This window comes from Blastococcus sp. TBT05-19, from assembly GCF_003319095.1.
Classification (GTDB): Bacteria; Actinomycetota; Actinomycetes; order Mycobacteriales; family Geodermatophilaceae; genus Blastococcus.
This window is the reverse complement of the sequence record NZ_QOHI01000004.1, coordinates 82,217-106,830: the sequence shown is the minus strand read 5'-3', so window position 1 is coordinate 106,830 and position 24,614 is coordinate 82,217. Positions and strand designations below refer to the sequence as shown.

The 24,614-nt window shown below is 73.5% G+C and carries 26 protein-coding genes; 20 read left to right on the top strand and 6 right to left on the bottom strand.

Going from position 1 to position 24,614, the window contains the following annotated elements; translation table 11 throughout:
- Positions 1–2 precede the first annotated feature (2 nt).
- Positions 3–977: a GGDEF domain-containing protein gene (locus DQ244_RS11870; RefSeq protein WP_147251513.1), complete on the bottom strand. Its 975-nt coding sequence runs from the start codon at positions 975–977 to the stop codon at positions 3–5.
- A 161-nt stretch (positions 978–1,138) separates the two neighbouring features.
- Between DQ244_RS11870 and DQ244_RS11865 the strand changes: the two genes are divergently transcribed.
- Together DQ244_RS11865 and DQ244_RS11860 are read left to right on the top strand one after the other, a co-directional pair.
- Positions 1,139–1,840: an HAD family phosphatase gene (locus tag DQ244_RS11865; protein ID WP_113811694.1), complete on the top strand. Its 702-nt coding sequence runs from the start codon at positions 1,139–1,141 to the stop codon at positions 1,838–1,840.
- Between the two features lie 30 nt (positions 1,841–1,870).
- Complete coding sequence (locus tag DQ244_RS11860; RefSeq protein ID WP_113811693.1) at positions 1,871–2,347, top strand: DUF664 domain-containing protein; 477 nt, start codon at positions 1,871–1,873, stop codon at positions 2,345–2,347.
- Here DQ244_RS11860 and DQ244_RS11855 read toward each other — a convergent pair.
- Both DQ244_RS11855 and DQ244_RS11850 read right to left on the bottom strand, forming a co-directional pair.
- Positions 2,337–2,867: a hypothetical protein gene (locus tag DQ244_RS11855; protein WP_113811692.1), complete on the bottom strand. Its 531-nt coding sequence runs from the start codon at positions 2,865–2,867 to the stop codon at positions 2,337–2,339. The two genes, DQ244_RS11860 and DQ244_RS11855, sit on opposite strands and share 11 nt — an antisense overlap.
- Before the next feature lie 70 nt (positions 2,868–2,937).
- Entirely contained in the window at positions 2,938–3,891 is a 954-nt protein-coding gene (locus DQ244_RS11850) for a PD-(D/E)XK nuclease family protein (RefSeq protein WP_113811691.1), read from the bottom strand.
- Positions 3,892–4,108: 217 nt separating this feature from the next.
- Here DQ244_RS11850 and DQ244_RS11845 point away from each other — a divergent pair, with 217 nt between their 5' ends.
- Together DQ244_RS11845 and arc are read left to right on the top strand one after the other, a co-directional pair.
- Positions 4,109–4,933, top strand: a complete 825-nt coding sequence (locus DQ244_RS11845; RefSeq protein ID WP_113812014.1) for a tRNA (adenine-N1)-methyltransferase — start codon at positions 4,109–4,111, stop codon at positions 4,931–4,933.
- A 104-nt stretch (positions 4,934–5,037) separates the two neighbouring features.
- On the top strand, positions 5,038–6,816 hold the full coding sequence (gene arc / locus DQ244_RS11840; protein ID WP_113811690.1) for a proteasome ATPase: 1,779 nt from the start codon (positions 5,038–5,040) through the stop codon (positions 6,814–6,816).
- Positions 6,817–6,865: 49 nt separating this feature from the next.
- Here the strand turns inward: arc and DQ244_RS11835 are convergent, their stop codons facing one another.
- Entirely contained in the window at positions 6,866–7,723 is an 858-nt protein-coding gene (locus DQ244_RS11835; protein WP_113811689.1) for a hypothetical protein, read from the bottom strand.
- Between the two features lie 44 nt (positions 7,724–7,767).
- On the opposite strand from DQ244_RS11835, the gene dop reads away from it, so the two are divergent.
- The 7 genes from dop (at position 7,768) to pafA (ending at position 13,926) form a co-directional block, all read left to right on the top strand.
- Positions 7,768–9,273 carry a depupylase/deamidase Dop gene (gene dop / locus DQ244_RS11830; RefSeq protein WP_113811688.1) on the top strand — a complete coding sequence of 502 codons (1,506 nt, stop codon included), beginning with the start codon at positions 7,768–7,770 and terminating at the stop codon, positions 9,271–9,273.
- Between the two features lie 116 nt (positions 9,274–9,389).
- On the top strand, positions 9,390–9,599 hold the full coding sequence (locus DQ244_RS11825) for a ubiquitin-like protein Pup (protein ID WP_113796147.1): 210 nt from the start codon (positions 9,390–9,392) through the stop codon (positions 9,597–9,599).
- Positions 9,600–9,622: 23 nt separating this feature from the next.
- Entirely contained in the window at positions 9,623–10,276 is a 654-nt protein-coding gene (locus DQ244_RS11820; RefSeq protein ID WP_113811687.1) for an endonuclease VII domain-containing protein, read from the top strand.
- Between the two features lie 108 nt (positions 10,277–10,384).
- Positions 10,385–11,242, top strand: a complete 858-nt coding sequence (prcB, locus tag DQ244_RS11815; protein WP_113811686.1) for a proteasome subunit beta — start codon at positions 10,385–10,387, stop codon at positions 11,240–11,242.
- 3 nt (positions 11,243–11,245) lie between these two features.
- Positions 11,246–12,118, top strand: a complete 873-nt coding sequence (prcA, locus tag DQ244_RS11810; protein WP_113811685.1) for a proteasome subunit alpha — start codon at positions 11,246–11,248, stop codon at positions 12,116–12,118.
- 35 nt (positions 12,119–12,153) lie between these two features.
- Positions 12,154–12,504 (top strand): hypothetical protein, encoded by a 351-nt coding sequence (locus DQ244_RS11805; RefSeq protein WP_113811684.1) that lies wholly within the window; start codon positions 12,154–12,156, stop codon positions 12,502–12,504.
- Positions 12,505–12,567: 63 nt separating this feature from the next.
- Positions 12,568–13,926 (top strand): Pup--protein ligase, encoded by a 1,359-nt coding sequence (gene pafA / locus DQ244_RS11800; RefSeq protein WP_113811683.1) that lies wholly within the window; start codon positions 12,568–12,570, stop codon positions 13,924–13,926.
- Between the two features lie 4 nt (positions 13,927–13,930).
- On the opposite strand, the gene DQ244_RS11795 is transcribed toward pafA, so the two are convergent.
- The gene (locus DQ244_RS11795; protein WP_113811682.1) at positions 13,931–15,100 is read right to left on the bottom strand and encodes a DUF3866 family protein; all 1,170 of its coding nucleotides are present in this window, start codon (positions 15,098–15,100) and stop codon (positions 13,931–13,933) included.
- Between the two features lie 91 nt (positions 15,101–15,191).
- On the opposite strand from DQ244_RS11795, the gene DQ244_RS11790 reads away from it, so the two are divergent.
- The 9 genes from DQ244_RS11790 to DQ244_RS11750 all read left to right on the top strand — a co-directional run bounded on the left by DQ244_RS11790 (position 15,192) and on the right by DQ244_RS11750 (position 23,700).
- Positions 15,192–16,169, top strand: a complete 978-nt coding sequence (locus DQ244_RS11790) for a YafY family protein (RefSeq protein WP_113811681.1) — start codon at positions 15,192–15,194, stop codon at positions 16,167–16,169.
- Complete coding sequence (locus tag DQ244_RS11785) at positions 16,166–17,152, top strand: YafY family protein (protein WP_113811680.1); 987 nt, start codon at positions 16,166–16,168, stop codon at positions 17,150–17,152. Before DQ244_RS11790 ends, DQ244_RS11785 begins: the two co-directional genes overlap by 4 nt.
- A 10-nt stretch (positions 17,153–17,162) precedes the next feature.
- Positions 17,163–17,375 (top strand): hypothetical protein, encoded by a 213-nt coding sequence (locus tag DQ244_RS11780; RefSeq protein WP_113811679.1) that lies wholly within the window; start codon positions 17,163–17,165, stop codon positions 17,373–17,375.
- An 88-nt stretch (positions 17,376–17,463) separates the two neighbouring features.
- Entirely contained in the window at positions 17,464–17,817 is a 354-nt protein-coding gene (tatA, locus tag DQ244_RS11775; protein WP_113811678.1) for a Sec-independent protein translocase subunit TatA, read from the top strand.
- 26 nt (positions 17,818–17,843) lie between these two features.
- The gene (gene tatC / locus DQ244_RS11770) at positions 17,844–18,773 is read left to right on the top strand and encodes a twin-arginine translocase subunit TatC (protein ID WP_233491345.1); all 930 of its coding nucleotides are present in this window, start codon (positions 17,844–17,846) and stop codon (positions 18,771–18,773) included.
- Positions 18,774–18,776: 3 nt separating this feature from the next.
- Positions 18,777–19,664, top strand: coding sequence for a YegS/Rv2252/BmrU family lipid kinase (locus DQ244_RS11765; RefSeq protein ID WP_113811676.1), 888 nt, complete (start codon positions 18,777–18,779; stop codon positions 19,662–19,664).
- A 79-nt stretch (positions 19,665–19,743) separates the two neighbouring features.
- A complete protein-coding gene (locus DQ244_RS11760) occupies positions 19,744–22,545 on the top strand; it encodes an RNA helicase (RefSeq protein WP_113811675.1) in 2,802 nt (933 codons plus the stop codon).
- Between the two features lie 94 nt (positions 22,546–22,639).
- Positions 22,640–23,326, top strand: a complete 687-nt coding sequence (locus DQ244_RS11755; protein ID WP_113811674.1) for a DUF4333 domain-containing protein — start codon at positions 22,640–22,642, stop codon at positions 23,324–23,326.
- Complete coding sequence (locus DQ244_RS11750; RefSeq protein ID WP_158544537.1) at positions 23,326–23,700, top strand: DUF4333 domain-containing protein; 375 nt, start codon at positions 23,326–23,328, stop codon at positions 23,698–23,700. The genes DQ244_RS11755 and DQ244_RS11750 overlap by 1 nt, the downstream gene beginning before the upstream one ends.
- On the opposite strand, the gene DQ244_RS11745 is transcribed toward DQ244_RS11750, so the two are convergent.
- A complete protein-coding gene (locus DQ244_RS11745) occupies positions 23,663–24,568 on the bottom strand; it encodes a 5'-3' exonuclease (RefSeq protein ID WP_113812013.1) in 906 nt (301 codons plus the stop codon). The two genes, DQ244_RS11750 and DQ244_RS11745, sit on opposite strands and share 38 nt — an antisense overlap.
- Between the last annotated feature and the right edge of the window lie 46 nt (positions 24,569–24,614).

Genomic DNA, 24,614 nt, shown 5'->3' with positions numbered 1-24,614 from the left:
GGTCAGGCGTCGGCCGTGTGCAGCGCCGCCGCGCCGCGGCCTGCCGCCTTGACCTGGTAGAGCGCCAGGTCGGCGCGGCGCATCAGCTGCGCGGCGGTGTCGCCGGAGCAGCGCTCGGTGACGCCGGCGGAGACGCTGACGTCGGGCACCAGGGAGCAGAGGTGCTGGACCAGGGCCAGCGCCTCCGGGCCGGACAGCCCCGGCATCAGCAGGGCGAACTCGTCGCCGCCGTGCCGGGCGAGCATCGCCCCGGTGGGCAGCGCCTGCCGCCAGCAGTCGGCGACCCGGCGCAGCAGCCGGTCCCCGGCCTCGTGACCGTCGGTGTCGTTGATCTGCTTGAAGTGGTCGAGGTCCAGCAGGCCCGCCGCCAACCTGACGTCGGAACGCCGCGTGTGCTCGTCGAGCGCCTCGTCGAACCCGCGCCGGTTGGCCAGGCCCGTGAGGGCGTCGGAGCCGGCGTCCGAGGCCCGCAGGACCAGGGTCCGGGTGACGACGGCGAGGGTGACGACGACGACCGCCAGCGCACCGGCGCAGGCGGCCGGCGCGTCACCGCGCAGCAGCAGCGCCGCGGAGGTGCCGCCGACGGCGGTGACCACGTGGCCGACCGCGACCCGGTGGTCGGCGAAGAAGCAGGCCATGACGCCCACGAAGGCGCTGATCGACGCGCAGACCACGGCGGTGGTCGGGTCGGGGCTGACGAGGACGACGAGGCTGATCAGCGCGCAGCCCACCGTGACGAGGCCGCCGAGGACCACGCGGGGGAGGGCGACGCCCCAGCGGAACAGCGCCGAGCCGACCGTCAGCGCCAGCAGGCCGGCCCCGGCGACGACCCACCGGCGCCCCGGCTGGTCGGCCCCGCCACCGGCGGCCAGCACGGCCGCGGCGCCACCGGCGACGAAGAACAGCGCCAGCGTGTGCGCCATCGCCCGCGGAGAGGCGAGGTCGCGCACCACCGGCTCTGCCGTGGAAGTCCTCACCCGCCGGTCATCGTCGCGGGTTAGCAGATGCTCAAGGGACGGGCAGCACCTTTCCCGCGACCTACCCCCGACGAGGGAGGCGCGGTGTCCCGGCTGGGACACTCGGAGCCGGAGTCCACCCGCCGACCGGGGGGCCACGACCAGAGGGAACAGCCGTCCACATGCCGTCCGATCTCGCCGCCGTCCTGTTCGACATGGACGGCACCCTCGTCCAGACCGAGGAGTACTGGGGCGAGGCGATGTTCGAGCTGGCCGGCTCCCTGGGCGGCGTCATGTCGCCCGAGGCGCGGGCCGCGACGGTGGGGACGTCCATGCGCCGCTCGATGGAGGTCCTCTACGCCGATCTGGGCGTCGAGCGCACCGAGGAGCAGCTGCTCGCCGACGCCCGCTGGGTGGAGGACCGGGCGGGCGAGCTGATGGCCACCGGCATCCCCTGGCGGCCGGGCGCGCGCGAGCTGCTGGAGTCGGTCCGCGAGGCAGGGCTCAGCACCGCGCTGGTGACGACGACGCCGCGCCGGCTGGCCGACATCGTGCTCGACAGCATCACCGCCGATCTCGGGGGCGACCCGTTCGACCTGACCGTCTGCGGCGACGAGGTCGCGGCGCGCAAGCCCGACCCCGCGCCCTACCTGCAGGCGGCCGCCGCGCTCGGCGTGGAGCCGTCGTCCTGCGTCGTCGTCGAGGACTCCCTCGTGGGCGTCACCTCCGGGCTGGCCGCGGGGATGGCGGTGCTCGGGGTGCCCGCGCTGCAGCCGGTGCCGCCGGCACCGGGGCTGACGCTGCGGGAGACGCTCGCCGGCGTCGGGCTGGCCGAGCTGGCCGACGTGCGGGCGGCGGGCGACGGCGTCTCCGCGCCGGCCTGAACCGTCGGGAGCCGTGGCTAGCCTCCGGGCATGCCCGTCCTCAAGGACCTGCCGGACCCCGCGCCGCTCGCCGACGAGCGCGAGCTGCTGCTGGCGTGGCTGGACCACCTGCGCACGTCGGTGCTCCGGAAGGTGGAGGACCTCGACGAGGAGCGGGCGCGGTGGCGGCCCGACGGGAAGCTCATCCCGCTGCTCGGCATCGTCCACCACCTCACGCACGTGGAGTGGCGCTGGATCGAGGGCACCATGCTGGGTGGCGCCACGAGCCGCAGCGAGGCGGAGTTCGCGCCGGGCCCGGAGCTGACCGTCGCCGGCGTGGTGGCCGCCTACCGGGAGCGGGCGCGCACGACGGAACGGGTGGTGCGGTTACTGCCGATCACCGCGCCGGCCCGTGACGACAGCGGCCGCGACCTCCGGTGGGTGCTGATCCACCTCGTCGAGGAGACCGCCCGGCACGCCGGCCACGCCGACGCCACCCGGGAGCTGCTGGACGGCGTCACGGGCTGACGACCGGCCCCGGCTCCTCGTCGGCGTGCCGGAATCGCACGTTCCCCGTGGGGTCCAGCTCGATGCGCACCGGCCCGTCGACCAGGCCGGTGGTGATCACGACCCGGCGGCGGCGCGGGCCGGCCAGCCGCTCGCGGACCAGCTGCACGAGGCGGTCCAGTGAGTCCTCCAGGTCGGTGCCGCGGACCCGGTGCTCCTCGTCGGCGAGGACGACGCGGACGTCGGTGGGGGAGTGCACGACCGCCTGGACGTGCAGCGGCGGGTCCCACACGCCGGCGAGCCCCTCGGTCAGCGCCTGGATCTCGGCGGCGCGCCGGGCGCGGTGGCGGCGGGACAGCAGGAGGAACTGGCCGTCGAGCACCGCCTGGGCCTGGACCTCGGTGAGGTCGTAGGCGTGGCCCAGCCGCCGCAGCGCGTCGGCGTCGTCCTCGGCGTCGGACAGCACGGCGATCAGTCGCGGCAGGTCGGCGAGGGCCGTGTCCACTGCGGTCAGGACGGCGAGGCGTTCCGCGACGCACATGGTGCGGAGTGTGTCCCAGGCGCTGGTGGTCCAGGCGGCATCGACGCGCGCCCGGGCCGCAGCGGCCCCGTCAGTCCGGCGAGACCGGCAGCGTGGTGCGCCAGCCGGCCGCCGCGGCTGCCTCGGCGGGGAACGGCGGGGGAGTGCCGCCGAACTCCGGGCACAGCGCCTGGTGGTCGCACCAACCGCAGAGCCGCGTCTTGTTGGGCCGGAACTCACCGGTCTCCACGGCCCGCTCGATGGCCGACCAGATCGCCAGCAGCGTCCGCTCGAAGCGGACCAGCTCGGCTTCCTCCGGGGCGTAGGTCAACGCGTCACCGCTGCCGCCGAGGTAGATCAGCTTGAGCTGCGCGGCGACCACGCCGCGGGTGCGCCAGAGCACCAGCGCGTAGAACTTCATCTGGAACAGCGCCTTGGACTCGAACGCCTCGCGCGGCATCGAGCCGGTCTTGTAGTCGACCACCCGCAGCGCGCCGTTCGGGGCGACGTCGAGCCGGTCCACGTAGCCGCGCAGCAGCAGCCCGTCGGGCAGCGTGACCTCGACGAGCTCCTCCCGCGCCTCGGGCTGCAGGCGGCGGGGGTCCTCCAGGGTGAAGTACTTCTCGACCAGCTTCCCGGCCGAGGCCAGCCACGCCTCAACCGACTCCGGCGCGTTGACGTCGGTCTCCGCGCCGGCGTCGTCGGCGACCTGGAACAGCTCGGCGATGCCCGGTTCCTCGCGCAGCTCGGACCAGGCCGGCTCCAGCAGCTCCAGGGCCCCCTCGGGGGTCCGCTGGGCGGGCGGCAGGTCGTACAGCCGCTCCAGGACGGAGTGCACGAGCGTGCCGCGCACGGCCGCCAGGCTCTTCTTCTCGGGCAGCCGGTCGATGGTGCGGAAGCGGTAGAGCAGCGGGCAGGTCTTGAAGTCCGCCGCGCGGCTGGGGGACAGCGAGGGACGACGGGGCGCCGCGGTCTCCTCGACCGGCGGAGCGACCGCTGCCGCGGAGGCGTCGGCCCGGGGTTCGGTCTGCACCATCGCCGTCATGGGTCCGAGGCTAGGTCGCCCCTCCGACAGTTCCGAGCGCCCGCGCCGATCGGCGTTCCGGGTCACACCGGCACCGTCCGTACGCTGACCGTCCGTGGACAGCGAGCAGGAGCCGGGAACCGACGTCGTCGAGGAGGCGCAGCCCGCGCCGGAGGAGATCCCGGCGCCAGCGCCGGAGGACGCGGCCGAGGAGGTCCCCGCCCAGCGTGCGGAGCCGGTGGAGGGTGCGTTCGTCGCCGGCGACCGGGTGCAGCTCACCGACCCCAAGGGCCGCCACCACACCGTCGTCCTCACGCCCGGGAAGCAGTTCCACACCCACCGCGGGGCGATCGAGCACGACGACCTCATCGGCGCCCCCGAGGGCTCCGTCGTCCACTCGACGGCGAACACCGGCTACCTGGCGCTGCGCCCGCTGCTGGCCGACTACGTGCTCTCCATGCCGCGCGGCGCGCAGGTCATCTACCCCAAGGACGCCGCCCAGATCGTCGGGTTCGGCGACGTCGGCCCCGGCATGCGGGTGCTGGAGGCCGGTGCGGGGTCGGGCGCCCTGAGCTGCTCGCTGCTGCGCGCCGTCGGCTCGGAGGGCTCGCTCACCAGCTACGAGCGGCGCGAGGACTTCCTCGACGTCGCCCGTGCCAACGTCGGCGCGTTCTTCGGCGAGGTCCCGGCCAACTGGAGCCTGCGCCAGGGCGATCTGGCCGACCACCCCGCCGAGGAGGTCGTGGACCGCGTCGTCCTCGACATGCTCGAGCCGTGGGCGGTCCTGCCGACCGTCGCCGCGGCGCTGCGGCCCGGCGGCGTCCTCGTCGGTTACGTCGCGACCACGACGCAGCTGTCCACCTACGTCGAGGCGCTCCGGGAGCAGGGCGTCTGGACCGAGCCGCACGCCTGGGAGTCGCTGCTGCGCCCGTGGCACGCCGTGGGCCTCGCGGTGCGCCCGGAGCACCGGATGGTCGCCCACACAGCCTTCCTGGTCACCTGCCGCCGGCTGGCTGCCGGGACCGTGGCCCCCATCCGCCAGCGGCGCGCGCAGAAGTACTGAGAGGCCCACTAGCACCCCGTCCGGGCCTTGGCGAGGCGACGGCGAACTGTCGTTCCGCGTGTATAGATTTGCGTCCTGGCTCCCCGGAAGTGCGGAGGTGCGCGATGGGCCTGGGTCCGGACGAGACGAACGCGCGGCGCGAGCGTGACGTCGCTGCGCTGCTCACCCAGATCTCCTACCTCGAGGAGGAGATCGGACTGCTCCGCCGCAAGGTGGCGGACAGCCCGCGCCAGGTGCGCGCGCTGGAGGAGCGCATCGGCGAGGCGGAGGGGCGCGCGGCGTTCCTGTCCGAGCGCAACGACAAGCTGGCCAGCACGCTGCGGGAGGCCCGCGAGCAGCTGGTGACCCTCAAGGAGGAGGTCGACCGGCTCGGCCAGCCGCCGTCGGGCTACGGCGTCTTCCTCACCCGGTACGACGACGGCACCGTCGACGTCTTCACCGGCGGCCGCAAGCTGCGGGTCTCGGTCTCCCCGAACGTCGAGGTGGCGGAGCTGCGGGTCGGCCAGGAGGTCATGCTCAACGAGGCGATGAACGTCGTCGAGGCGCGGTCTTTCGAGCGCCAGGGCGACGTCGTCATGCTCAAGGAGCTGCTCGAGCCGGTCGACGGCGTCACCCGGCGTGCGCTGGTCATCGGGCACACCGACGAGGAGCGCGTGGTCTACCTCGCCGACTCGCTCACCGACCAGCCGCTGCGCGTCGGCGACTCGCTGCTGCTGGACAGCCGCTCGGGCTACGTCTACGAGCGCATCCCCAAGAGCGAGGTCGAGGAGCTCGTCCTCGAAGAGGTCCCCGACATCGACTACGAGGACATCGGGGGCCTGTCGCGGCAGATCGAGCAGATCCGCGACGCCGTCGAGCTGCCGTTCCTGCACGCCGACCTGTTCCGCGAGTACGAGCTGCGCCCGCCGAAGGGCATCCTGCTGTACGGCCCGCCCGGCTGCGGCAAGACGCTGATCGCCAAGGCGGTCGCGAACTCGCTGGCCAAGAAGGTGGCGGCCGTCCGCGGCGACGACGACACCAGCCAGGGGAAGTCCTACTTCCTCAACATCAAGGGCCCCGAGCTGCTCAACAAGTACGTCGGCGAGACCGAGCGGCACATCCGCCTGGTGTTCCAGCGGGCGCGCGAGAAGGCCAGCGAGGGCACGCCGGTCATCGTCTTCTTCGACGAGATGGACTCGATCTTCCGCACCCGTGGTTCGGGGGTGTCCTCCGACGTCGAGTCGACGATCGTGCCGCAGCTGCTCAGCGAGATCGACGGCGTCGAGGGCCTGGAGAACGTCATCGTCATCGGCGCCTCCAACCGCGAGGACATGATCGACCCGGCGATCCTGCGGCCCGGCCGGCTCGACGTGAAGATCAAGATCGAGCGCCCGGATGCCGAGGCGGCCCGCGACATCTTCAGCAAGTACCTGACGACGTCGCTGCCGATCAACGCCGACGACCTGGCCGAGAACGGCGGCAGCCGCGAAGCCACGATCGCCGGGATGATCCAGCGGACCGTCGAGCGCATGTACACCGAGAGCGAGGAGAACCGCTTCCTCGAGGTCACCTACGCCAACGGTGACAAGGAGGTCCTGTACTTCAAGGACTTCAACTCCGGCGCGATGCTGCAGAACATCGTCGACCGCGGCAAGAAGATGGCGATCAAGGAGCACCTGGAGACCGGGACGTCGGGTCTGCGGGTCGGCCACCTCATGCAGGCGTGCGTGGACGAGTTCAAGGAGAACGAGGACCTGCCCAACACGACCAACCCCGACGACTGGGCGCGGATCTCGGGCAAGAAGGGCGAGCGGATCGTCTACATCCGCACGCTCATCAGCGGCAAGGGCAACGAGTCCGGCCGCGCGATCGACACGGCCACGAACACCGGCCAGTACCTCTGACCCGATCGGAGGCCCGGCACCGCACCCCTGCGGCGCCGGGCCCTCGACGTCAGCGGGGGAGGCCGGCGAGGACCGAGCGCAGATGGGCGGCTCCGGCGTCGGCGTCGGCCAGCCCGGGCACCGTGACGACGGGATAGGGGCGGTCGCGCAGCGGGGGGAGCGGGGCCACGTCGACGTGGGTCACCGCATGGCCCAGCTCGTGCAGCTGGTCGGCCATGGCGTAGTCCGAGCGGGAGTCGCCGACCGTGTGCCAGGCGGTCGGCAACGGGCCGTCGTCCGCGAGCAGCTCCAGCGCGCGCCGGGCGCCGAGCGCCTTGCCGGAGACGCTCGCCTCGACGTCGGTGGCGATGACCGACGGGTCGATGCGCCACGGGGTGCGCCCGGCGTCGTCCGGGACACGCTCCTCGCCCAGCTGCACACCGAGGCCGGCGGCGGTCAGCCCGGCCAGCAGCTCGGCGTCGAAGGCGCGCTGCCTCTCCCGGTAGTGCGCAGGGGGCACGTCGCTGCGCGCCTCCACGGTCGCCATCACCTGCTTCGTGCCGTCGACGAACAGTGCGTCGCGGTAGCTGCCGGCCAGCTCGGCGAGCAGGGAGGAGCAGGCCTCGGGCACCCGCAGCGAGAGGTCGAGCCCTGCGTCGTCCACACCGGTCGGGCGGGCCGTCGTCCAGGCACCGCCCTTCTCGCAGACCGCGTGCAGCCGGGCCCGGTCGGGCAGCCCGCCGGCGACCAGTGGTCCGAGCACGTGCTCGCGGACGAAGTCGATCGAGCGGCCGGTGTTGAGGACGACGGGGATGCCGGCGTCGAGCAGCGCGGCGAGGTCGGCCAGCAGCGCCGGGGCCACCGTGCGCGTCGCTGGGGCGGCCACCGGCCCGTCGACGTCGAGGAGGAGCCCGAGCGGCGGCGTCATGCGCCCATCCTCCCGGCGGTCGGTGGCCCGCTTAGGGTTGGGTCATGAGCGTTCGGCGGGTCATGGGCACCGAGGTCGAGTACGGGGTGTCGGTGCCCGGGCAGCCGGGTGCGAACCCGACGACGCTGTCGAGCCTGGTGGTGAACGCCTGGGCGGTGGCCGAGGCCCCGACCCCGCGCCGGCCGCGGTGGGACTTCGAGGAGGAGTCGCCGCTGCGCGACGCCCGCGGGTTCGACCTCACCCCGGCGCAGGCGCTGGACCACAACGACCTCGACGAGGACCACGGGATGGCCAACGTCATCCTGACCAACGGCGCCCGGCTCTACGTCGACCACGCCCACCCCGAGTACTCGACGCCGGAGGTCACGTCTCCGCGCGACATCGTGCTCTGGGACAAGGCGGGGGAGCTGGTGATGGCCGAGGCGGCCCGCCGCGCGGCGGGGATCCCGGGCACGAGCCCCATCCAGCTCTACAAGAACAACACCGACGGCAAGGGCGCCTCCTACGGCGCCCACGAGAACTACCTGATGGACCGGCGGACGCCGTTCGTCGACATCATCCGCGGGCTCGTGCCGTTCTTCGTGACCCGCCAGGTCTTCGCCGGCTCGGGCAAGGTCGGCATCGGCGTCGAGAGCCGGACGGCGGGCTTCCAGCTGTCGCAGCGCGCGGACTTCTTCGAGGTCGAGGTGGGCCTGGAGACGACGCTCAAGCGGCCGATCATCAACACCCGCGACGAGCCGCACGCCGACGCCGACAAGTACCGCCGGCTGCACGTGATCATCGGCGACGCGAACCTCGCCGAGCTCTCCACCTACCTCAAGGTCGGGACGACGTCGCTCGTGCTGGCCATGATCGAGGCGCGGGCCCTCCCGAACGACCTGACCCTCGAGGAGCCGGTGCGGGAGCTGCAGGCGGTGAGCCACGACCCGTCGCTGACCCACCGGGTCCGGCTGCGCGACGGGCGGCAGCTCACCGCCATCGAGCTGCAGCGGATCTACCTGGAGGCAGCGGTCCGCTTCGTCGAGCGGCAGGGGGAGGGCGACGAGCAGACCGCCGACGTCCTGCGGCAGTGGGCGTCGGTCCTCGACGATCTGGAGGCCGACCCGATGCGGCTGGCCGACCGGCTCGACTGGCCGGCGAAGCTGCGGCTGCTGGAGGGCTACCGGTCGCGCGACGGGCTGGAGTGGGGCGACTCGCGGCTGCGCCTGGTCGACCTGCAGTACTCCGACGTGCGGCCCGAGAAGGGGCTCTACAACCGGCTGGTCGCCCGCGGGGCGATGCAGCGGATCCTCAGCGACGACGAGGTGACGTCGGCAATGGTCACCCCGCCCGGTGACACGCGCGCGTTCTTCCGCGGCGAGTGCCTGCGGCGGTTCCCCGCGCAGATCGCCGCCGCCTCCTGGGACTCGGTGGTCTTCGACCTCGGCCGGGAGAACCTGGTGCGGATCCCGACGCTGGAGCCGCTGCGCGGGACGCGGGAGCACGTGGGAGCGCTGTTCGAGGCGTCGGCGACCGCGCAGGAGCTCGTCGACACGATCACCGGCCCCTGAGCGCGTCGTCCACAGCGCGCGTGCCCGTCCTCGGCACCCGGTCGGCGGACGCCGGATGTCGGTGCCTGCGAGTAGCTTCCTGATCAGCAGCAGTCACACGGACCGGAGGGCAAGGCATGGCCACCAGGGACACCGGCGGACAGCAGAAGGCGACGCGGTCGCGCGAGGAGAACGAGGAGATCGAGGCCTCGGTCGACTCCGACGTCGCCGAGCGCCACGAGAAGATGACCGAGGACGTCGACTCTCTCCTGGACGAGATCGACGACGTGCTCGAGGAGAATGCCGAGGACTTCGTGAGGGCATATGTACAAAAAGGGGGCCAGTGAATACTGTCGTGCAAAACTGATAAATGGCTTCGAAGTTCTGCAAGGATTGCGACGACTATCGGCCGGTCGCCGAATTCTCGAGTAATGCGCGAAGCCGGGACGGCTTGGCCTTCTACTGCCGGAAGCATCTGGCAGAGCGTGCCGCCCGGAGTCGGGAATCGCGGCGGAGTCGTCCGCGCGTGCAACGCCGACCTCCGCACGGGCTCAGCATCCCTGCGGGATCCAAGTGGTGCGCGGACTGCAAACGGGTCCTTCCGCTCGAGGAGTTCGTCAGAACCGCGGCGTCGAAGACCGGGCGCGGCTCTTACTGCAAGCCCTGCCACAATGTGCGAGGGCACGCAGCGAAGGAAAAAGTCGGCGGATCCCGCACCTACCATTTGACGCGGCGTTACGGGATAACCGCCGCCGAGGCCGACCACATGCTGCGCCGCCAGGGCGGGGTGTGCGCCATCTGTGCGACGGCGCCTGCCGCGCATGTCGATCACGACCACGCCACCGGCGCGGTACGAGCCCTGCTGTGCTTCAACTGCAACGGCGGACTGGGGCAGTTCAAAGACGACCCGGAGATGTTGCGCGAAGCGGCCGACTACGTCGCCTTCCACACGCTGCGCCAGTACTTCGTCGCCACGTTCGCGACGGCCGGCCTCGGCCCGGTCCGACCCGTCCGAGTGCGCTGACCGCCGGTAGGGTCGCAGCGACGTCCGGGACCGCGTCCGAGCAGCGCGCACGGCACCCGGCAGAGCAGTGGTTCACGCCGTCGCGAGGCGGCGGGGAGAGGCGGATACGTGAGCGAGTCGTCGGCTGGCCGGAGCGGGTTCTCGCCCGCGTACCTGGACCGGGTGGGGTCCTCGTTCACCGACTTCCTCGCGTCCAGCGCGCCCGATCTGCTCCCGGGTCGCCGCCCGGTCCCGCAGCTGCCCGTGGGTGACGTCGCCCCCCACGGCACCACGATCGTCGCCGTCACCTTCGAGGGCGGCGTGCTCATGGGCGGCGACCGGCGCGCCACGATGGGCAACCTGATCTCCAGCCGCGACATCGAGAAGGTCTACCCGGCCGACTCCTACAGCGTCATCGGCATCGCGGGTGCGGCGGGCATCGCCATCGAGATGGTCAAGCTCTACCAGGTGGAGCTCGAGCACTACGAGAAGATCGAGGGGCTCACCATGTCCCTCGACGGCAAGGCCAACCGGCTCGCCCAGATGATCCGCGGCAACCTGGGCGCCGCCATGCAGGGCCTCGCGGTCGTCCCGCTCTTCGCCGGCTTCGACCTCGACGCCGCACCCAGCACCGCGCCCGGGCGCATCTTCAGCTACGACGTCACCGGCGGGAACTACGAGGAGCGCGGGTACGCCGCCGTCGGCTCCGGCTCGCTGTTCGCCAAGAACTCGCTGAAGAAGACCTGGCGGCACGGCCTGCCCGCCGACGCCGCCGTCCACACCGTGGTCGAAGCGCTCTACGACGCCGCCGACGACGACTCCGCCACCGGTGGCCCGGACCCGGTGCGCCGGCTGTATCCGATCGTCTACCGCGTCGACGCCGAGGGCGCGGTCCGGCTCACCGACGCCGAGGTCGCCGCGGTCGCCGACACGATCGTCTCCGAGCGCGCCGACGCCGACCGCCGCACCATGGACCGGGAGGCCTGAGCCATGACCATGCCTTACTACGCCTCCGCCGAGCAGGTCATGCGCGACCGCTCGGAGTACGCCCGCAAGGGCATCTCCCGCGGGCGCAGCGTCGCCGTCCTCACCTACGCCGACGGCGTCCTGCTCATCGCCGAGAACCCGAGCTCCACGCTGCACAAGATCGGCGAGATCTACGACAAGATCGGCTTCGCCGCGGTCGGGCGCTACAGCGAATTCGAGAGCCTCCGCGTCGCCGGCGTCCGCCTGGCCGACGTCCGCGGCTACTCCTACAACCGGCGCGACGTCACCGGCCGGGTCGTGGCCAACGCCTACGCGCAGACCCTCGGCGCGATCTTCACCGAGCAGATGAAGCCCTACGAGGTGGAGCTGTGCGTCGCCGAGGTGGGGGAGACCCCCGACCGCGACCAGCTCTACCGGCTCACCTTCGACGGCTCCGTCGTCGACGAGCCGGACTTCGTCGTGATGGGCGGCCAGGCCGAGGCGGTCAGCGGCCACCTCCGGCAGAACTTCCACTCCGGCATGTCCCTCGCCGACGCGCTCCGGGTCGGCATCGACGCGCTGTCGGCCGTCAGCCCCGCCACCGCCGGATCCGGGCACGGCACCCACGCGCGGCTGAGCGCCGAGCAGCTCGAGGTGGCGGTCCTGGACCGGCGGCGGCCCAAGCGCGCGTTCCGCCGGGTCGTCGGCGCGGCGCTGCACACGCTGCTGGGCGACGGGCAGGCCGCTTCCGAGGCGCCCGAGGCCGGCACCACCGCCCACGCGCCCAGCCACCCCGCTCCCGGCACGCCCGCCGGGCTCGGGGACCCGGCGGCCCCCGACACCGCCGGGGGCGCCGAGTACGACACCGGGTACGAGGAGGACGGCGGCGAGGGCTGACTGCCGGGCCCCGGTCCGGGGGTAGGGGGAGCGGCATGCCGACCTACACGCTCAACCCCGACGCCGTCCGCCAGGCCCGGAAGCTCATCGACGACGGCGCGGTCGACGACACGACCGAGTGGTCGGACGCCGCGCCGTCGGCCGACGACGGGAACTCCGAGATCGAGGCGCACGGCTGGGACGGCTACGCGTCCTGGCACCTCGCGATCGACCCGGACGCGGCCGAGGAGACCAAGAAGCGCCACCGGTTCCCTTACGGCGACTTCCGGAAGGTGAACCGCGCCGCGCTGATCCACGGCAAGCAGCGCGCCGCGCAGAACGACCACGAGGAGATCGAGAAGGCGTTCGACGACCTGCTGCAGCACCTCGACGCGAAGCGGTCGTGACGCGCCGGAGGTGACGGACCCGCCACAGAGCGCACTGTCCCTCCAGCGGCCTAGTCTCGGATCGTGGACCGACGGATCTTCGGCATCGAGACCGAGTACGGCGTCACGTGCACCTTCAAGGGGCAGCGCCGGCTCTCCCCGGACGAGGTCGCGCGCTACCTGTTCCGCCGCGTGGTGTCGTGGGGGCGCAGCTCCAACGTCTTCCTGCGCAACGGCTCCCGGCTCTACCTCGACGTCGGCAGCCACCCCGAGTACGCCACCGCCGAGTGCGACGACGTCAGCGAGGTCGTCGTCCACGACAAGGCGGGGGAGCGGATCCTCGAGGGCCTGGTCGTCGACGCCGAGCAGCGCCTCGCCGAGGAGGGCGTCGTCGGCGACATCTACCTGTTCAAGAACAACACCGACTCCGCCGGCAACAGCTACGGCTGCCACGAGAACTACCTCGTCGGCCGGCACGGCGAGTTCGGTCGCCTCGCCGACGTCCTGATCCCGTTCCTGGTGAGCCGGCAGATCGTCGTGGGCGCCGGCAAGGTGCTGCAGACCCCGCGGGGCGCGATCTACTGCGTCAGCCAGCGCGCCGAGCACATCTGGGAGGGCGTCTCCAGCGCCACCACGCGCAGCCGGCCGATCATCAACACCCGCGACGAGCCGCACGCCGACGCCGAGCGCTACCGGCGGCTGCACGTCATCGTCGGCGACTCGAACATGAACGAGACGACGACGCTGCTCAAGGTCACCATGACCGACCTGGTGCTGCGGATGATCGAGGCCGGCGTCCCCATCCGGGACATGACGCTGGAGAACCCGATCCGGGCGATCCGCGAGATCAGCCACGACATGACCGGCCGGCGCAAGGTGCGGCTGTCCAACGGCAAGGAGATGTCGGCGCTGGAGATCCAGGCCGAGTACCACGCCCGGGCCTCGGAGTTCCTCGACCGCGAGGGCATGGGCGAGACCCACCGGCAGATGCTCGAGCTGTGGGGCCGCGTGCTCAAGGCCGTCGACACCGAGGACATCGGCCTCATCGACCGCGAGATCGACTGGGCCACGAAGTTCAGCCTCATCGAGCGCTACCGGGCCAAGCGGGACCTCTCGCTGAGCTCTCCGAGGATCGCCCAGATGGACCTGGCCTACCACGACATCAGCCGCACCCGCGGCCTGTACTACCTGCTGGAGCGCAACGGCCAGGTCGACCGCGTCGCCCACGAGCCGAGGGTGTTCGAGGCGAAGAACGTGCCGCCGCAGACCACCCGAGCCCGGCTGCGCGGCGAGTTCATCCGTAAGGCGCAGGAGAAGCGCCGCGACTTCACCGTCGACTGGGTGCACCTCAAGCTCAACGACCAGGCGCAGCGCACCGTGCTGTGCAAGGACCCGTTCAAGGCCGTCGACGAGCGGGTGGAGAAGCTCATCGCCTCGATGTGAGGCGTCAGCTGCTCGCGCCGTCGGCCTTTGCGTCGTCCGCGGGCTCGGCGGTGTCCGCGGCGGCGGCGTCCTCCGGCACGGGGACCTGCAGGGCGGCGTAGCGGCCGGCCGCCGCGGCGGCCAGGAAGTAGGCGCGCTCCTCCTCGAGGCCGCGGCCCATCGTGCGCAGCGGCACGGGGGAGAGGCCGAGCGCCGCGTCCAGCCCGTCGGTGTCCACCCAGACGACGACGTTGCGCTCCGGCTGGCTCGCGAGGTCCTCGTCCACCTGCCCGCCGAGCTCGGAGGAGAGCCCGCGCGGAGCGACCAGGGCGACACCGCCCAGCGCCACCCGGCCGAAGGCGGTGAGCGAGTGGTGGGACACCCCGCGGTGCCGCGGCCGCGGATCGGCGTCGGAGATCCGCAGCGCGCCCACCGGCAGCCCGCCGAGCACGGAGATCGCGTTGCACGCCTCGCCCGCGGCCACCCCGGAGAAGCCCCACGGCGTGCCGGTGCCCAGGTTGCCCGGGCCCTGCGTGACGATCGCCAGGTCGGCGCCGAGCACGTGCTTGGCGGCCAGCAGCCCGGTGTGCAGCGTGACCGCCTCCAGGTCGCCGCCGTAGGCCTGCCCGACGGTCACGACACCGGCCAGCGACGACTTGAGCGCGGTCACCGTCCGGGAGAACGCCGCCGGCAGCGCCCCGCCGTCGGTCATCACGTAGGCGACCTTCAGGTCGGGGTCGGTGGCGAGCATCCCGATCAGGATCGCCGGCAGCGCGGAGTGCAGGTCGGCGACGACGACCGGCATGCCGCCGAGGTCGTCGGCGGCGGCGATCGCCTCGTGGTGCTCGGTGTCCTGCTCGTCGACGCCCTGCACCAGCACCTGCAGCGGCGTATACCGGGCCTTGACCAGGTGGCCGGGGCCCTCGGGGTCCGCCGGCAGCCGGTCGGGGACGGCGACGACGATCGCGTAGCCGCCGGTGCCCAGGCCCTGGGCCAGTGCGGTGGTGTTGAGCAGCACGTCGTCGCCCACCTCCGGCACGCCGACGAGCGACGGGTAGGCCAGCGCCGACAGGTCGCCCTCGCCCTCGACCGCCACGGTCAGCTCCAGCGCGTCCCGCCAGGAGCGCCCGGTCGCGGTCACCGTCCCGCGTCGCCAGCGGATGCGGGAGACGGGCGCGGCAGCGGAGGAGCTCATACCGGCAGGCTATCGAGCGTCCCGCCGCGCGGCTGGGCGGCGGCCGACTGCACGGCGGGGGGCAGGGGGTCCTTCCTCTAGCCTGTGGGGCATGGCGGCCAAGCGGGCGGAGCGGTTGGTCAACCTGGTCATCGCGCTGCTCAGCACCCGGCAGTTCGTCACCGCCGCCCGGATCCGCGCCACGGTGCCCGGGTACGAGGCCGACGACGGCAGCGACCGCGCCGACGAGGCCTTCAAGCGCATGTTCGAGCGCGACAAGGCCGACCTCCGCGAGATGGGCGTGCCGCTGGAGACGGGGCGCACCAGCGTCTTCGACACCGAGGACGGCTACCGGATCGCCCGCGCCGACTACGAGCTCCCCGAGATCCACCTGACCGGCGAGGAGGCGGCCGCCGTCGGCCTGGCCCTGCGGCTGTGGGAGTCCGCCCGGCTGGCCGGCGCCGCGCAGAGCGCCCTGGTGAAGCTGCGCGCCGCCGGCGTCGACGTGGACACGTCCCGCTCGCTGCCCATCCAGCCGCGCCTGGACCGCGGCGAGGCCGCGTTCGAGCCCTGCTACGCCGCTGCCCGCGACCGCCGGCAGCTGCAGTTCGACTACCGGCGCCCCGACGAGGACACCGCCGTCCGCCGGAACGTGCAGCCCTGGGGCGTCGTCGCCTGGCACGGCCGCTGGTACCTCGTGGGCTTCGACCTCGACCGGCAGGCCGACCGGGTCTTCCGGCTCTCCCGCGTCGCCGGCACCCCGAAGGCCACCGGCCCCGCCGACGCCTTCCAGCCGCCGGCCGACCTCGACCTCACCGCCGTCGTCGCCCGCCAGGTCGAGGGGGAGGAGCACCTGGTGGTCGTCCGGGCCCGCCCGGGCACGGCCGTGGGGCTGCGCCGGCGGGCCACCTCGCTCGGGCCCGCGGACGACGGTGACGACCGGCTCGAGCTGCGCACCACCGAGCCGTGGGCGCTGGCCGACGAGCTGGCCGCCTACGGCGCCGACGTGCTGGTCGAGGGACCGGCCGTCATGCGGGACGCCGTCGTCGAGCGGCTGACCCGCCTCGCCGCGATGGGGGAGACGGCATGAGCGCCGCCGGCACCACCGACCGGATGACCCGGCTGCTCGCCCTCGTCCCGTACCTCTCCGCCCGCCCCGACGGCGTGGCGCTGGCCGAGGCGGCGCGCGACTTCGGGGTGACCGAGCGCCAGGTGCGCAGCGACCTCGAGCTGCTGTGGATGTGCGGCCTGCCCGGCTACGGCCCCGGCGACCTCATCGACGTCTCCTTCGAGGGCGACCGCGTCAGGGTCACCTTCAGCGCCGGCATGGTGCGGCCGCTGCGGCTGACCACCGACGAGGCCGTGGCGCTCGTCGTCGCCCTCCGCACCCTGCTGGAGCTGCCCGGCCTGGCCGAGCGGGACGCGGTGAGCCGGGCGCTGGCCAAGGTCTCGGCCTCGACCGGCGACGCCGCCGAGCGGGTCACCCCGATCGCGGTCAGCGTGGACACCCGCGAGGAGACGCTCGCCGTCGTCCGCGCGGCGCTGGAGCAGGAGCACGCGCTCCACCTGCACTACTACGTGCCGACCCGCGACGAGCGCACCGAGCGCACGGTCGACCCGATGCAGCTGCTCCTGGTCGACGGCCGCTGGTACCTGGAGGCCTGGTGCCGCCGCGCCGAGGGCGTCCGGCTCTTCCGGCTGGACCGGGTGGACGACGTCGTCGTCCTGGACGAGCCGGCCGCGCCGCCGCCCCAGGCGACCAGCCGGAACAGCGACGACGGCGTCTACCAGCCGGAGGAGGACGCACCCGCCGTCCGGCTCCGGCTGGCCCGCGCGGCCCGCTGGGTCGCCGACTACTACCCGGTGGAGGACGTCGGCCCGGTCGACGAGCCGCCGGGCGGGCTCGCGGTCACCGTGCGAACCGCCGATCTCGCCTGGGCCCGGCGGCTGGTGGCGACGCTCGGCGGCAACGCCGTCGTCGACGAGCCGGCCGAGCTGGGCGCCCAGGTCGCCGCGGAAGCCCGGGAGGCGCTGCGCCGCTACGGGATCGAGCCCGCGCCGGCCGGCCGCTAGGGTCGGGGACGTGCTGCTCTGGATCGCCCTCGCCGTGGCCGTCGTCGCGCTCGTCGCCCTCGCCGTCCTGGTGCACGGGGTCGTCGGGGGGATGGGCCGGCTGCGCCGGGAGCTGGAGGCCGGCCAGCGCGACCTGGGCCCGGTCCTCGAGCAGGTGCAGGCCACGGTCGCCGCCGCCGAGCGCACGAAGGCGCAGCGGGAGGCCCGCGCGAACGAGCGGTGAACACCGCGCGGCGAACCGCTGGACCGTCGGGAGCCGAACGCTCCCCGGCGTAGCATCGTCGGAAGTCTCGACATCTGGAGGACGTGCCATGGGTTCCCTGGGCCCGCTGGAGATCGGCCTGATCATCCTGGCCATCCTGCTGCTCTTCGGTTACAAGAAGCTGCCGGACGCCTCGCGCTCGCTCGGCCGCTCGCTGCGCATCTTCAAGGGCGAGATGAAGGGCATGAAGGACGACGACTCCGCGGGCGGGGGACTCCGTGGCAAGGACGCCGCCTCGACGAGCACCCCGGTCCGCGGCGAGGTCCTGCCCCCCGCGACGACCACGTCGGCGTCCGGTGACCTGAGCGCCACGCTGCACGCCGAGGCCCGCGAGGCCGAGCTGCGGGCCGCCGAGCTGCGCGCCCGGGCCGAGCAGGCGCGCTCGGCCGACGGCTCCCGCTGACCCACCCCGCACCGGGCAGGACGGCGGTGAGCCAGGCGACCCGCGGCGCACGACGCCGGCGCGCTCCGCGCGACCCCCAGGCGACGATGACCCTCGTCTCCCACCTCGCGGAGCTGCGCAACCGCGTCGGCAAGGCGCTGCTGTTCCTGGCCATCGGCACCGCCTTCTCCTTCTGGTGGTACGAGCACGGCCTCGGTGACTTCATCCGAGCGCCGTACTGCAACCTCGAGCCCGACCTGCGCTACGGCGACGGCGACACCGGCTGCGGGCTGCTGATCCTCGACGTCTTCGGCGGCGTCTTCATCCGCCTCAAGGTGTCGCTGCTGGCCGGGGCGGTGCTGTCGGCGCCGTTCTGGCTCTACCAGCTGTGGGCCTTCATCACCCCGGGGCTCAAGCGGAACGAGAAGCGCTACGGCGTGGCCTTCGTGCTCGTCTCCACCACCCTGTTCGTGCTGGGCGCGGTGCTGGCCTACGTGTCGCTGTCCAAGGGCCTGGAGCTGCTGCTCTCGCTGGCCGGCGACGGCGTCGTCGTCGCGCTCACCGCCCCGGACTACATCGGCTTCCTGCTCTCGCTGCTGATCGCCTTCGGCGTGAGCTTCGAGGTCCCGCTGATCGCCGTCGCGCTCAACCTCGTCGGCGTGCTGAGCCACGAGGCGCTGGCCAAGGGCCGGCGCTGGATCTTCTTCCTGACGATCGTCTTCGCCGCCTTCGTCACGCCGACGCAGGACCCGTTCACCATGCTGCTCATGGCCGGGCCCATGATCGTGCTGTTCGAGCTGGCCATCCAGGTGACCAGGTTCGTCGACCGCCGCCGCGCCCGCCGCGAGGCCGTCGAGTCCTTCCACGAGATCGACGACGACGCTCCGTCCCCGCTGGACGCCCGGCCCTCGGAGCTGGATCCGCAGCCGACGCCGCTGGACGCGCCCGTCGACCGACCGACCATCCCGCGCGGCTGACCGGTGGACGTCGCCGTCCTCGTCAGCCCCGCCGCCGGCCGTGGCCGCGCCCGCGCGCGGGCCGACGCCGTCCTCGGTGCCCTGCGCGACGCGGGGCTGACCCCGCACGTGCTGCCGGCGACGACCGGCGCGGAGGCGGAGACCCAGGCGGCCGCGGCCGTCGCCGGGGGCACCGCCGCGGTGGTCGCCGTCGGTGGGGACGGGACCGCGCACGCCGCGCTGCAGGCCGTCGCGGGCACGTCGGTACCGCTGGCGGTGGTGCCGGCCGGGACCGGCAACGACCTGGCGCTGGCGCTCGGCACACCCGCCGATCCGGCGGCGGCGGCCCGCGCGGCGGCGGACGACGTCCTGGCCGGTCGGAGCCGGTCGATCGACGCCGGGCGCACCGACGGCCGCTGGTGGGCGACGGTGCTGTGCTGCGGCTTCGACTCCGCCGTCACCGACCGGGCCAACCGGCTCCGCTGGCCGCGCGGCCCGCGCCGGTACGACGTCGCCGTCCTCGTGGAGCTGGCCCGGCTGCGCCCGTACGAGGTGACGCTGACCCTGGACGGCGAGCGGCGCACCGTGGCCGCCACGATGATCGCCGTGGGCAACACGCCCTGGTACGGCGGCGGCATGAAGATCTGCCCCAGCGCGGACCCGGACGACGGGCTGTTCGACGTCACCGTGGTCGGGGCCGGCTCGCGACTCGAGCTGATCCGGACCAAGCCCCGGCTGGCCGACGGCACGCACGTGCAGCACCCGCTCATCTCGGTGCACCGGGCGAGGCGGGTCGAGCTCGACTGCGCCGGCGTCACGACCTACGCCGACGGCGAGCCCGTGGCGCCGCTGCCCGCGGTGACCGAGTGCGTGGCAAGCGCCGTCCGCGTCGTCGGCACCGCCCGCCCCTGAGGTTTTCGGCCCCTGCAGGGTCCCGACGCGAGCTCGCGAGCGGTGGGGGGCAGGGGGTCCTTTAGCTAACGTGGGGGCCATGTCCAGCCCTGCTGAGCGGTACGCAGCTGCCCGCAGGCGGACCTCCCACCCGGCCCTCGCCGACTTCACCGCCGAGCTCGGCTTCACCCTCGACCCGTTCCAGGTCGAGGCCTGCGAGGCGCTGGAGGAGGGCTCCGGTGTGCTGGTCTGCGCACCGACCGGCGCCGGCAAGACCGTGGTGGGCGAGTTCGCCGTGCACAAGGCGCTGGCCGAGGGGCGGAAGGCGTTCTACACGACGCCGATCAAGGCGCTGTCGAACCAGAAGTACAACGATCTGGTCGAGCGCTACGGACCCGACAGGGTCGGGCTGCTCACCGGGGACAACGCCGTCAACGGCGACGCCCCTGTGGTCGTCATGACCACCGAGGTCCTGCGCAACATGCTCTACGCGGAGTCCCCGGCCATCGCCGGCCTCGGCTACGTGGTCATGGACGAGGTGCACTACCTGGCCGACCGCTTCCGGGGCGCCGTCTGGGAGGAGGTGATCATCCACCTCCCGGCGTCGGTCACCCTCGTCTCGCTCTCGGCGACGGTGAGCAACGCCGAGGAGTTCGGCGACTGGCTGGTCACCGTCCGGGGCGACACGAAGGTCGTGGTCAGCGAGGTCCGGCCGATCCCGCTGTGGCAGCACATGCTGGTCGGCAACCGGGTGTTCGACCTGTTCTCGCTCCGCCCGGCCGCGCACGCCGGCGAGCAGGGGGACACCCCCCGCGTGCTGTCCACGCGCGAGCGCGGCGCCTCGGTCGTCGACCCCGAGCTGGTGCGGTACGTCCGCGAGCACGAGCGCCGCCTCGAGGGCTGGGGGAGCACCCGCCGCGACAGCTTCCACAAGCCCCGCTTCCGGCCACCGCCGCGCTCCGACGTCATCGAGCGGCTGGACAAGGCCGGCCTGCTGCCGGCGATCACCTTCGTGTTCAGCCGCAACGGGTGCGACGCCGCCGTGCACCAGTGCCTCATGAGCGGGCTGCGGCTCACCGACGAGACCGAGCGCGCCGAGATCGCGCAGATCATCGACGAGCGCACCGGGTCGCTGCCCGAGGAGGACCTGCACGTCCTCGGCTTCTGGGAGTGGCGGGAGAGCCTGCTCGCCGGGCTCGCCGCCCACCACGCGGGCCTGGTGCCGGCGTTCAAGGAGACCGTCGAGGAGTGCTTCGTGCGCGGCCTGGTGAAGGCCGTCTTCGCCACCGAGACCCTCGCGCTGGGCATCAACATGCCGGCGCGCACCGTCGTCCTCGAGCGGCTGGTGAAGTGGAACGGCGAGGCGCACGTGGACGTGACGCCGGGGGAGTACACCCAGCTCACCGGGCGGGCCGGACGCCGCGGCATCGACATCGAGGGCCACGCCGTCGTCGTCTGGGCTCCCGGCATGGACCCGTCGGTCGTGGCGGGCCTGGCCAGCACCCGCACGTACCCGCTGAAGTCCTCCTTCCGGCCGAGCTACAACATGGCCGTCAACCTGGTCAGCTCCTTCGGCCGGGCCCGTGCCCGGGAGCTGCTGGCGAGCTCGTTCGCCCAGTTCCAGGCCGACCGCTCGGTCGTCGGCCTGGCCCGGGCAGCGGCGCGGCACGAGCGCGACGCCGAGCAGGCGGCCGCCGAGATGCGCTCCGACCGCGGTGACGTGGGCGCCTACGCGCGGCTGCGCCGGGAGATCTCCGACCGCGAGAAGGAGCTCTCCCGCGACTCGCAGGCCAAGCGGCGCATGGAGGCCGCCGACACGCTGGCGGCGCTGCGCCCCGGCGACGTCATCCGCGTGCCGTCGGGCCGGCGTCAGGGGCTCGCCGTCGTCCTGGACCCGGGGATCTCCGACCTCGCCGACCCGCGGCCGCTCGTGCTCACCGAGGACAAGTGGGCCGGCCGGCTGGGCTCGGTGGACTTCCCGACCCCCGTGGAGGCGCTGGCGCGGGTGAAGGTGCCGAAGAACTTCAACCACCGCAGCCCGCACGCGCGGCGGGACCTCGCCTCCACCCTCCGCAACGCGCGCGTGGAGAACGACCTGGGCGCCCGGCGGATCAAGAAGGGGCGCTCCGCGGCGGCCGACGACCCGGTGCTCGCCGATCTGCGGCAGGCCCTGCGCAACCACCCGGTGCACCAGCTGCCCGACCGCGAGGAGCGGGTGCGCACCGCCGAGCGCTGGCTGCGCGCGGGCCACGAGGCCGAGCTGCTGCACCGGAAGATGACCGACCGCACCGGCTCGCTGGCCCGGCAGTTCGACGCCACCTGCGAGGTCCTCGAGGAGCTGGGGTACCTCGTGCCCGAGGTCGGCGGGGTCGAGGGCGGCCCCCGGGTCACCGACGACGGTCGCCGGCTCGCCCGCATCTGGTCCGAGGGCGACCTGCTGGTGGCCGAGTCGCTGCGGGCCGGGGTGTGGCGGGGCCTCGCCCCGGCGGAGCTGGCCGCCGCCGTGTCGACGCTGGTGTTCGAGGCCCGACGGGACACACCGAGCCTCCCGGCGGTGCCCGCGGGCAAGGTCGCGGCCGCGATCGGCGCGATGCGCGGCATCCGGTCCCGCCTGCAGGACGTCGAGCTCGACCACGGCGTGCGGGCCACCCGCGACCTGGACCTGGGCTTCGCCTGGGCCGCCTACCGCTGGGCCGACGGCCAGAGCCTCGACCGCGTGCTGGCCGGCGCCGAGCAGGCCGGCACGGAGCTCTCCGGTGGCGACTTCGTCCGCTGGACCCGCCAGCTCATCGATCTCCTCGACCAGCTGGGCAAGGTGGCCGACGACGCGGTCGCCCGCACCGCGCGCGCGGCCGTGGACCGGATCCGGCGGGACGTGGTGGCGGTCGCCGTCGGCGGCTGACCAGCGATTCGTCGCCGCCGCGCAGCGTCCGGGTGGGGCAGAATCCACCGCGCCCCGGTCGCTGCCGGGCGAGTCCTCGACTCCGGGAGCGATCATGACCAACCCCCCGCACGACGACGAGCCGCGGGGCGAGCGTCCCGAGGTCGAGCGCCCGCACCAGCCCTGGGGCCCGCCGCCCGGCGCACCGCAGCAGCCGTGGGTCGGCCAGCCGCAGCCCGGACAGCCCCAGCAGTGGCAGCCCCAACCCGGCCAGCCCCAGCCCTGGCAGCCGCCCCACGGGCAGCAGCAGCCGCCGCACGGCCAGACGCAGCCCTACGGCGGGCCGCCGTTCGGCCAGCCCTCGCCGCTGCCGTACGGGGTGCCCGGGTACGGCATGCCTCCGCAGGGCCCGCCGCAGCACGGCGTGCCCGGGTACGGGGTCCCCGGCTACGGCGCTCCCGGCTACGGGACGCCGTACGGGCCGCCCCAGCCCGCCCCGAAGAAGCGGCGCGGGCTGCTCGTCGGGCTGCTCCTGCTCGCCGTCGTCCTCGTGGCCGGCATCGCGGTGCTGGCGACGACCACCGGCGCCACCGTGCTGTCCCGCAGCGCGGTGGAGCGCGACGTCGCCGAGCAGTTCGAGCAGCGCGAGGGCGTGGCCGTCGAGCTCGACTGCACCGAGGAGATGACCGTCGAGGAAGGCGCCACCTACGAGTGCTCGGGCGTCACCGCGGACGACGAGGAGGTCACCCTCCAGATCGAGATCACCGATGCGGAGGAGGCGCGCTACACATGGGCGGAGTAGTGACCACCGTGCCCCGTCCGCCCCGCATGGGGCGCCTCTGGGCTCTCTTCGGGGTCGTGCTCGCCCTTGCCCTCGCGCCCGTCCTCCTCGCGCGGTTCGTGGGGCCAGACCCGCTCGATCCCGCCGTCGTCGAGCGGGACATCGCCGCCGAGTACGAGGAGCAGCGAGGCGTGGCGCTGGAACTGGACTGCCCGGCGGACATGCCGGTCACGTCCGGGGAGGGCTACACCTGCCACGGCGTCACGGCCGACGGCGAGCCGGTCAGCGTGTGGATCCAGATCGACGACTCCGAGGGGCTCGACGGCTCCTACACCTGGGGCGTCGTCCCCGCGCCGGTCACGCCGCCCATCCCAGCGCCGAGCCCAGGCGGCTGATCGAGGACTGCAGCCCGTGCTGCTCGGCCAGGGCGGCGAGCGCGTCCGGGTCGGCGGGGGACCGGGGGAGCGTGCCCTCCACCGCCGGCATGTCGATGTCGCACGCCACCGCCACCACGACGGGCGCGGCATCGAGGTAGTCGGACGCGGCGTGCAGCTTCTTCAGCACCGCGGCCGTGAGCGGCGGCTTGGCGACGGCGGTGCGTGCCACCGCCGCCCGGATGCCGGCCAGGTCGCCGAACTCGTTGATCAGCGCGGCCGCGGTCTTCGCGCCCACCCCGGCCACCCCGGGCAGCCCGTCGCTGGGGTCGCCGCGGAGGACGGCGAAGTCGGCGTAGGACCTCCCCGGGATCCCGTACTTCTCGGTGACGGCGGCCTCGTCCACGTAGTCGAGGTCGGAGATGCCGCGGGCGGTGTAGAGGATCCGCACGCCGCGCGCGTCGTCGACCAGCTGGAAGAGGTCCCGGTCCCCGGTGACGACGTCGACCGGTCCGCGGGCGCGGGTGGCCAGCGTGCCGATCACGTCGTCGGCTTCGTAGCCGGGCGCCCCGACCCGGGCGATCCCCGCTGCGGCGAGGACCTCGACCAGGATCGGCACCTGCGGGCCCAGCTCGTCGGGCGTCTCCTCGCCACCCTCCGGCGCGACGCGGTGCGCCTTGTAGGAGGGCAGCGCCTCCACCCGGAACGCCGGGCGCCAGTCGTCGTCCCAGCAGGCGACGAAGCGGTCGGGGCCGTGGGTGCTGATCAGCCGGGCGGACATGTCGAGGAACCCGCGGACGGCGTTGATCGGCCGCCCGTCGGGCGTGGTGACGCTCGTGGGCACGCCGTAGAAGGCCCGGAAGTAGAGACTGGCCGCGTCCAGGAGCATCGTCGTCACGACGGCGGACGGTAGCCGCCCGGGAACTCGTGCGGGT

Coding starts and splice junctions, on each gene's coding strand:
- DQ244_RS11865 (WP_113811694.1), top strand. CDS start 1,139: ATGCCGTCCGATCTCGCCGCCGTCCTGTTCGACATGGACGGCACCCTC.
- DQ244_RS11860 (WP_113811693.1), top strand. CDS start 1,871: ATGCCCGTCCTCAAGGACCTGCCGGACCCCGCGCCGCTCGCCGACGAG.
- DQ244_RS11855 (WP_113811692.1), bottom strand. CDS start 2,867: ATGTGCGTCGCGGAACGCCTCGCCGTCCTGACCGCAGTGGACACGGCC.
- DQ244_RS11850 (WP_113811691.1), bottom strand. CDS start 3,891: ATGACGGCGATGGTGCAGACCGAACCCCGGGCCGACGCCTCCGCGGCA.
- arc (WP_113811690.1), top strand. CDS start 5,038: ATGGGCCTGGGTCCGGACGAGACGAACGCGCGGCGCGAGCGTGACGTC.
- DQ244_RS11835 (WP_113811689.1), bottom strand. CDS start 7,723: ATGACGCCGCCGCTCGGGCTCCTCCTCGACGTCGACGGGCCGGTGGCC.
- dop (WP_113811688.1), top strand. CDS start 7,768: ATGAGCGTTCGGCGGGTCATGGGCACCGAGGTCGAGTACGGGGTGTCG.
- DQ244_RS11825 (WP_113796147.1), top strand. CDS start 9,390: ATGGCCACCAGGGACACCGGCGGACAGCAGAAGGCGACGCGGTCGCGC.
- DQ244_RS11820 (WP_113811687.1), top strand. CDS start 9,623: ATGGCTTCGAAGTTCTGCAAGGATTGCGACGACTATCGGCCGGTCGCC.
- prcA (WP_113811685.1), top strand. CDS start 11,246: ATGACCATGCCTTACTACGCCTCCGCCGAGCAGGTCATGCGCGACCGC.
- DQ244_RS11805 (WP_113811684.1), top strand. CDS start 12,154: ATGCCGACCTACACGCTCAACCCCGACGCCGTCCGCCAGGCCCGGAAG.
- DQ244_RS11795 (WP_113811682.1), bottom strand. CDS start 15,100: ATGAGCTCCTCCGCTGCCGCGCCCGTCTCCCGCATCCGCTGGCGACGC.
- DQ244_RS11790 (WP_113811681.1), top strand. CDS start 15,192: ATGGCGGCCAAGCGGGCGGAGCGGTTGGTCAACCTGGTCATCGCGCTG.
- DQ244_RS11785 (WP_113811680.1), top strand. CDS start 16,166: ATGAGCGCCGCCGGCACCACCGACCGGATGACCCGGCTGCTCGCCCTC.
- tatA (WP_113811678.1), top strand. CDS start 17,464: ATGGGTTCCCTGGGCCCGCTGGAGATCGGCCTGATCATCCTGGCCATC.
- DQ244_RS11760 (WP_113811675.1), top strand. CDS start 19,744: ATGTCCAGCCCTGCTGAGCGGTACGCAGCTGCCCGCAGGCGGACCTCC.
- DQ244_RS11755 (WP_113811674.1), top strand. CDS start 22,640: ATGACCAACCCCCCGCACGACGACGAGCCGCGGGGCGAGCGTCCCGAG.
- DQ244_RS11745 (WP_113812013.1), bottom strand. CDS start 24,568: ATGCTCCTGGACGCGGCCAGTCTCTACTTCCGGGCCTTCTACGGCGTG.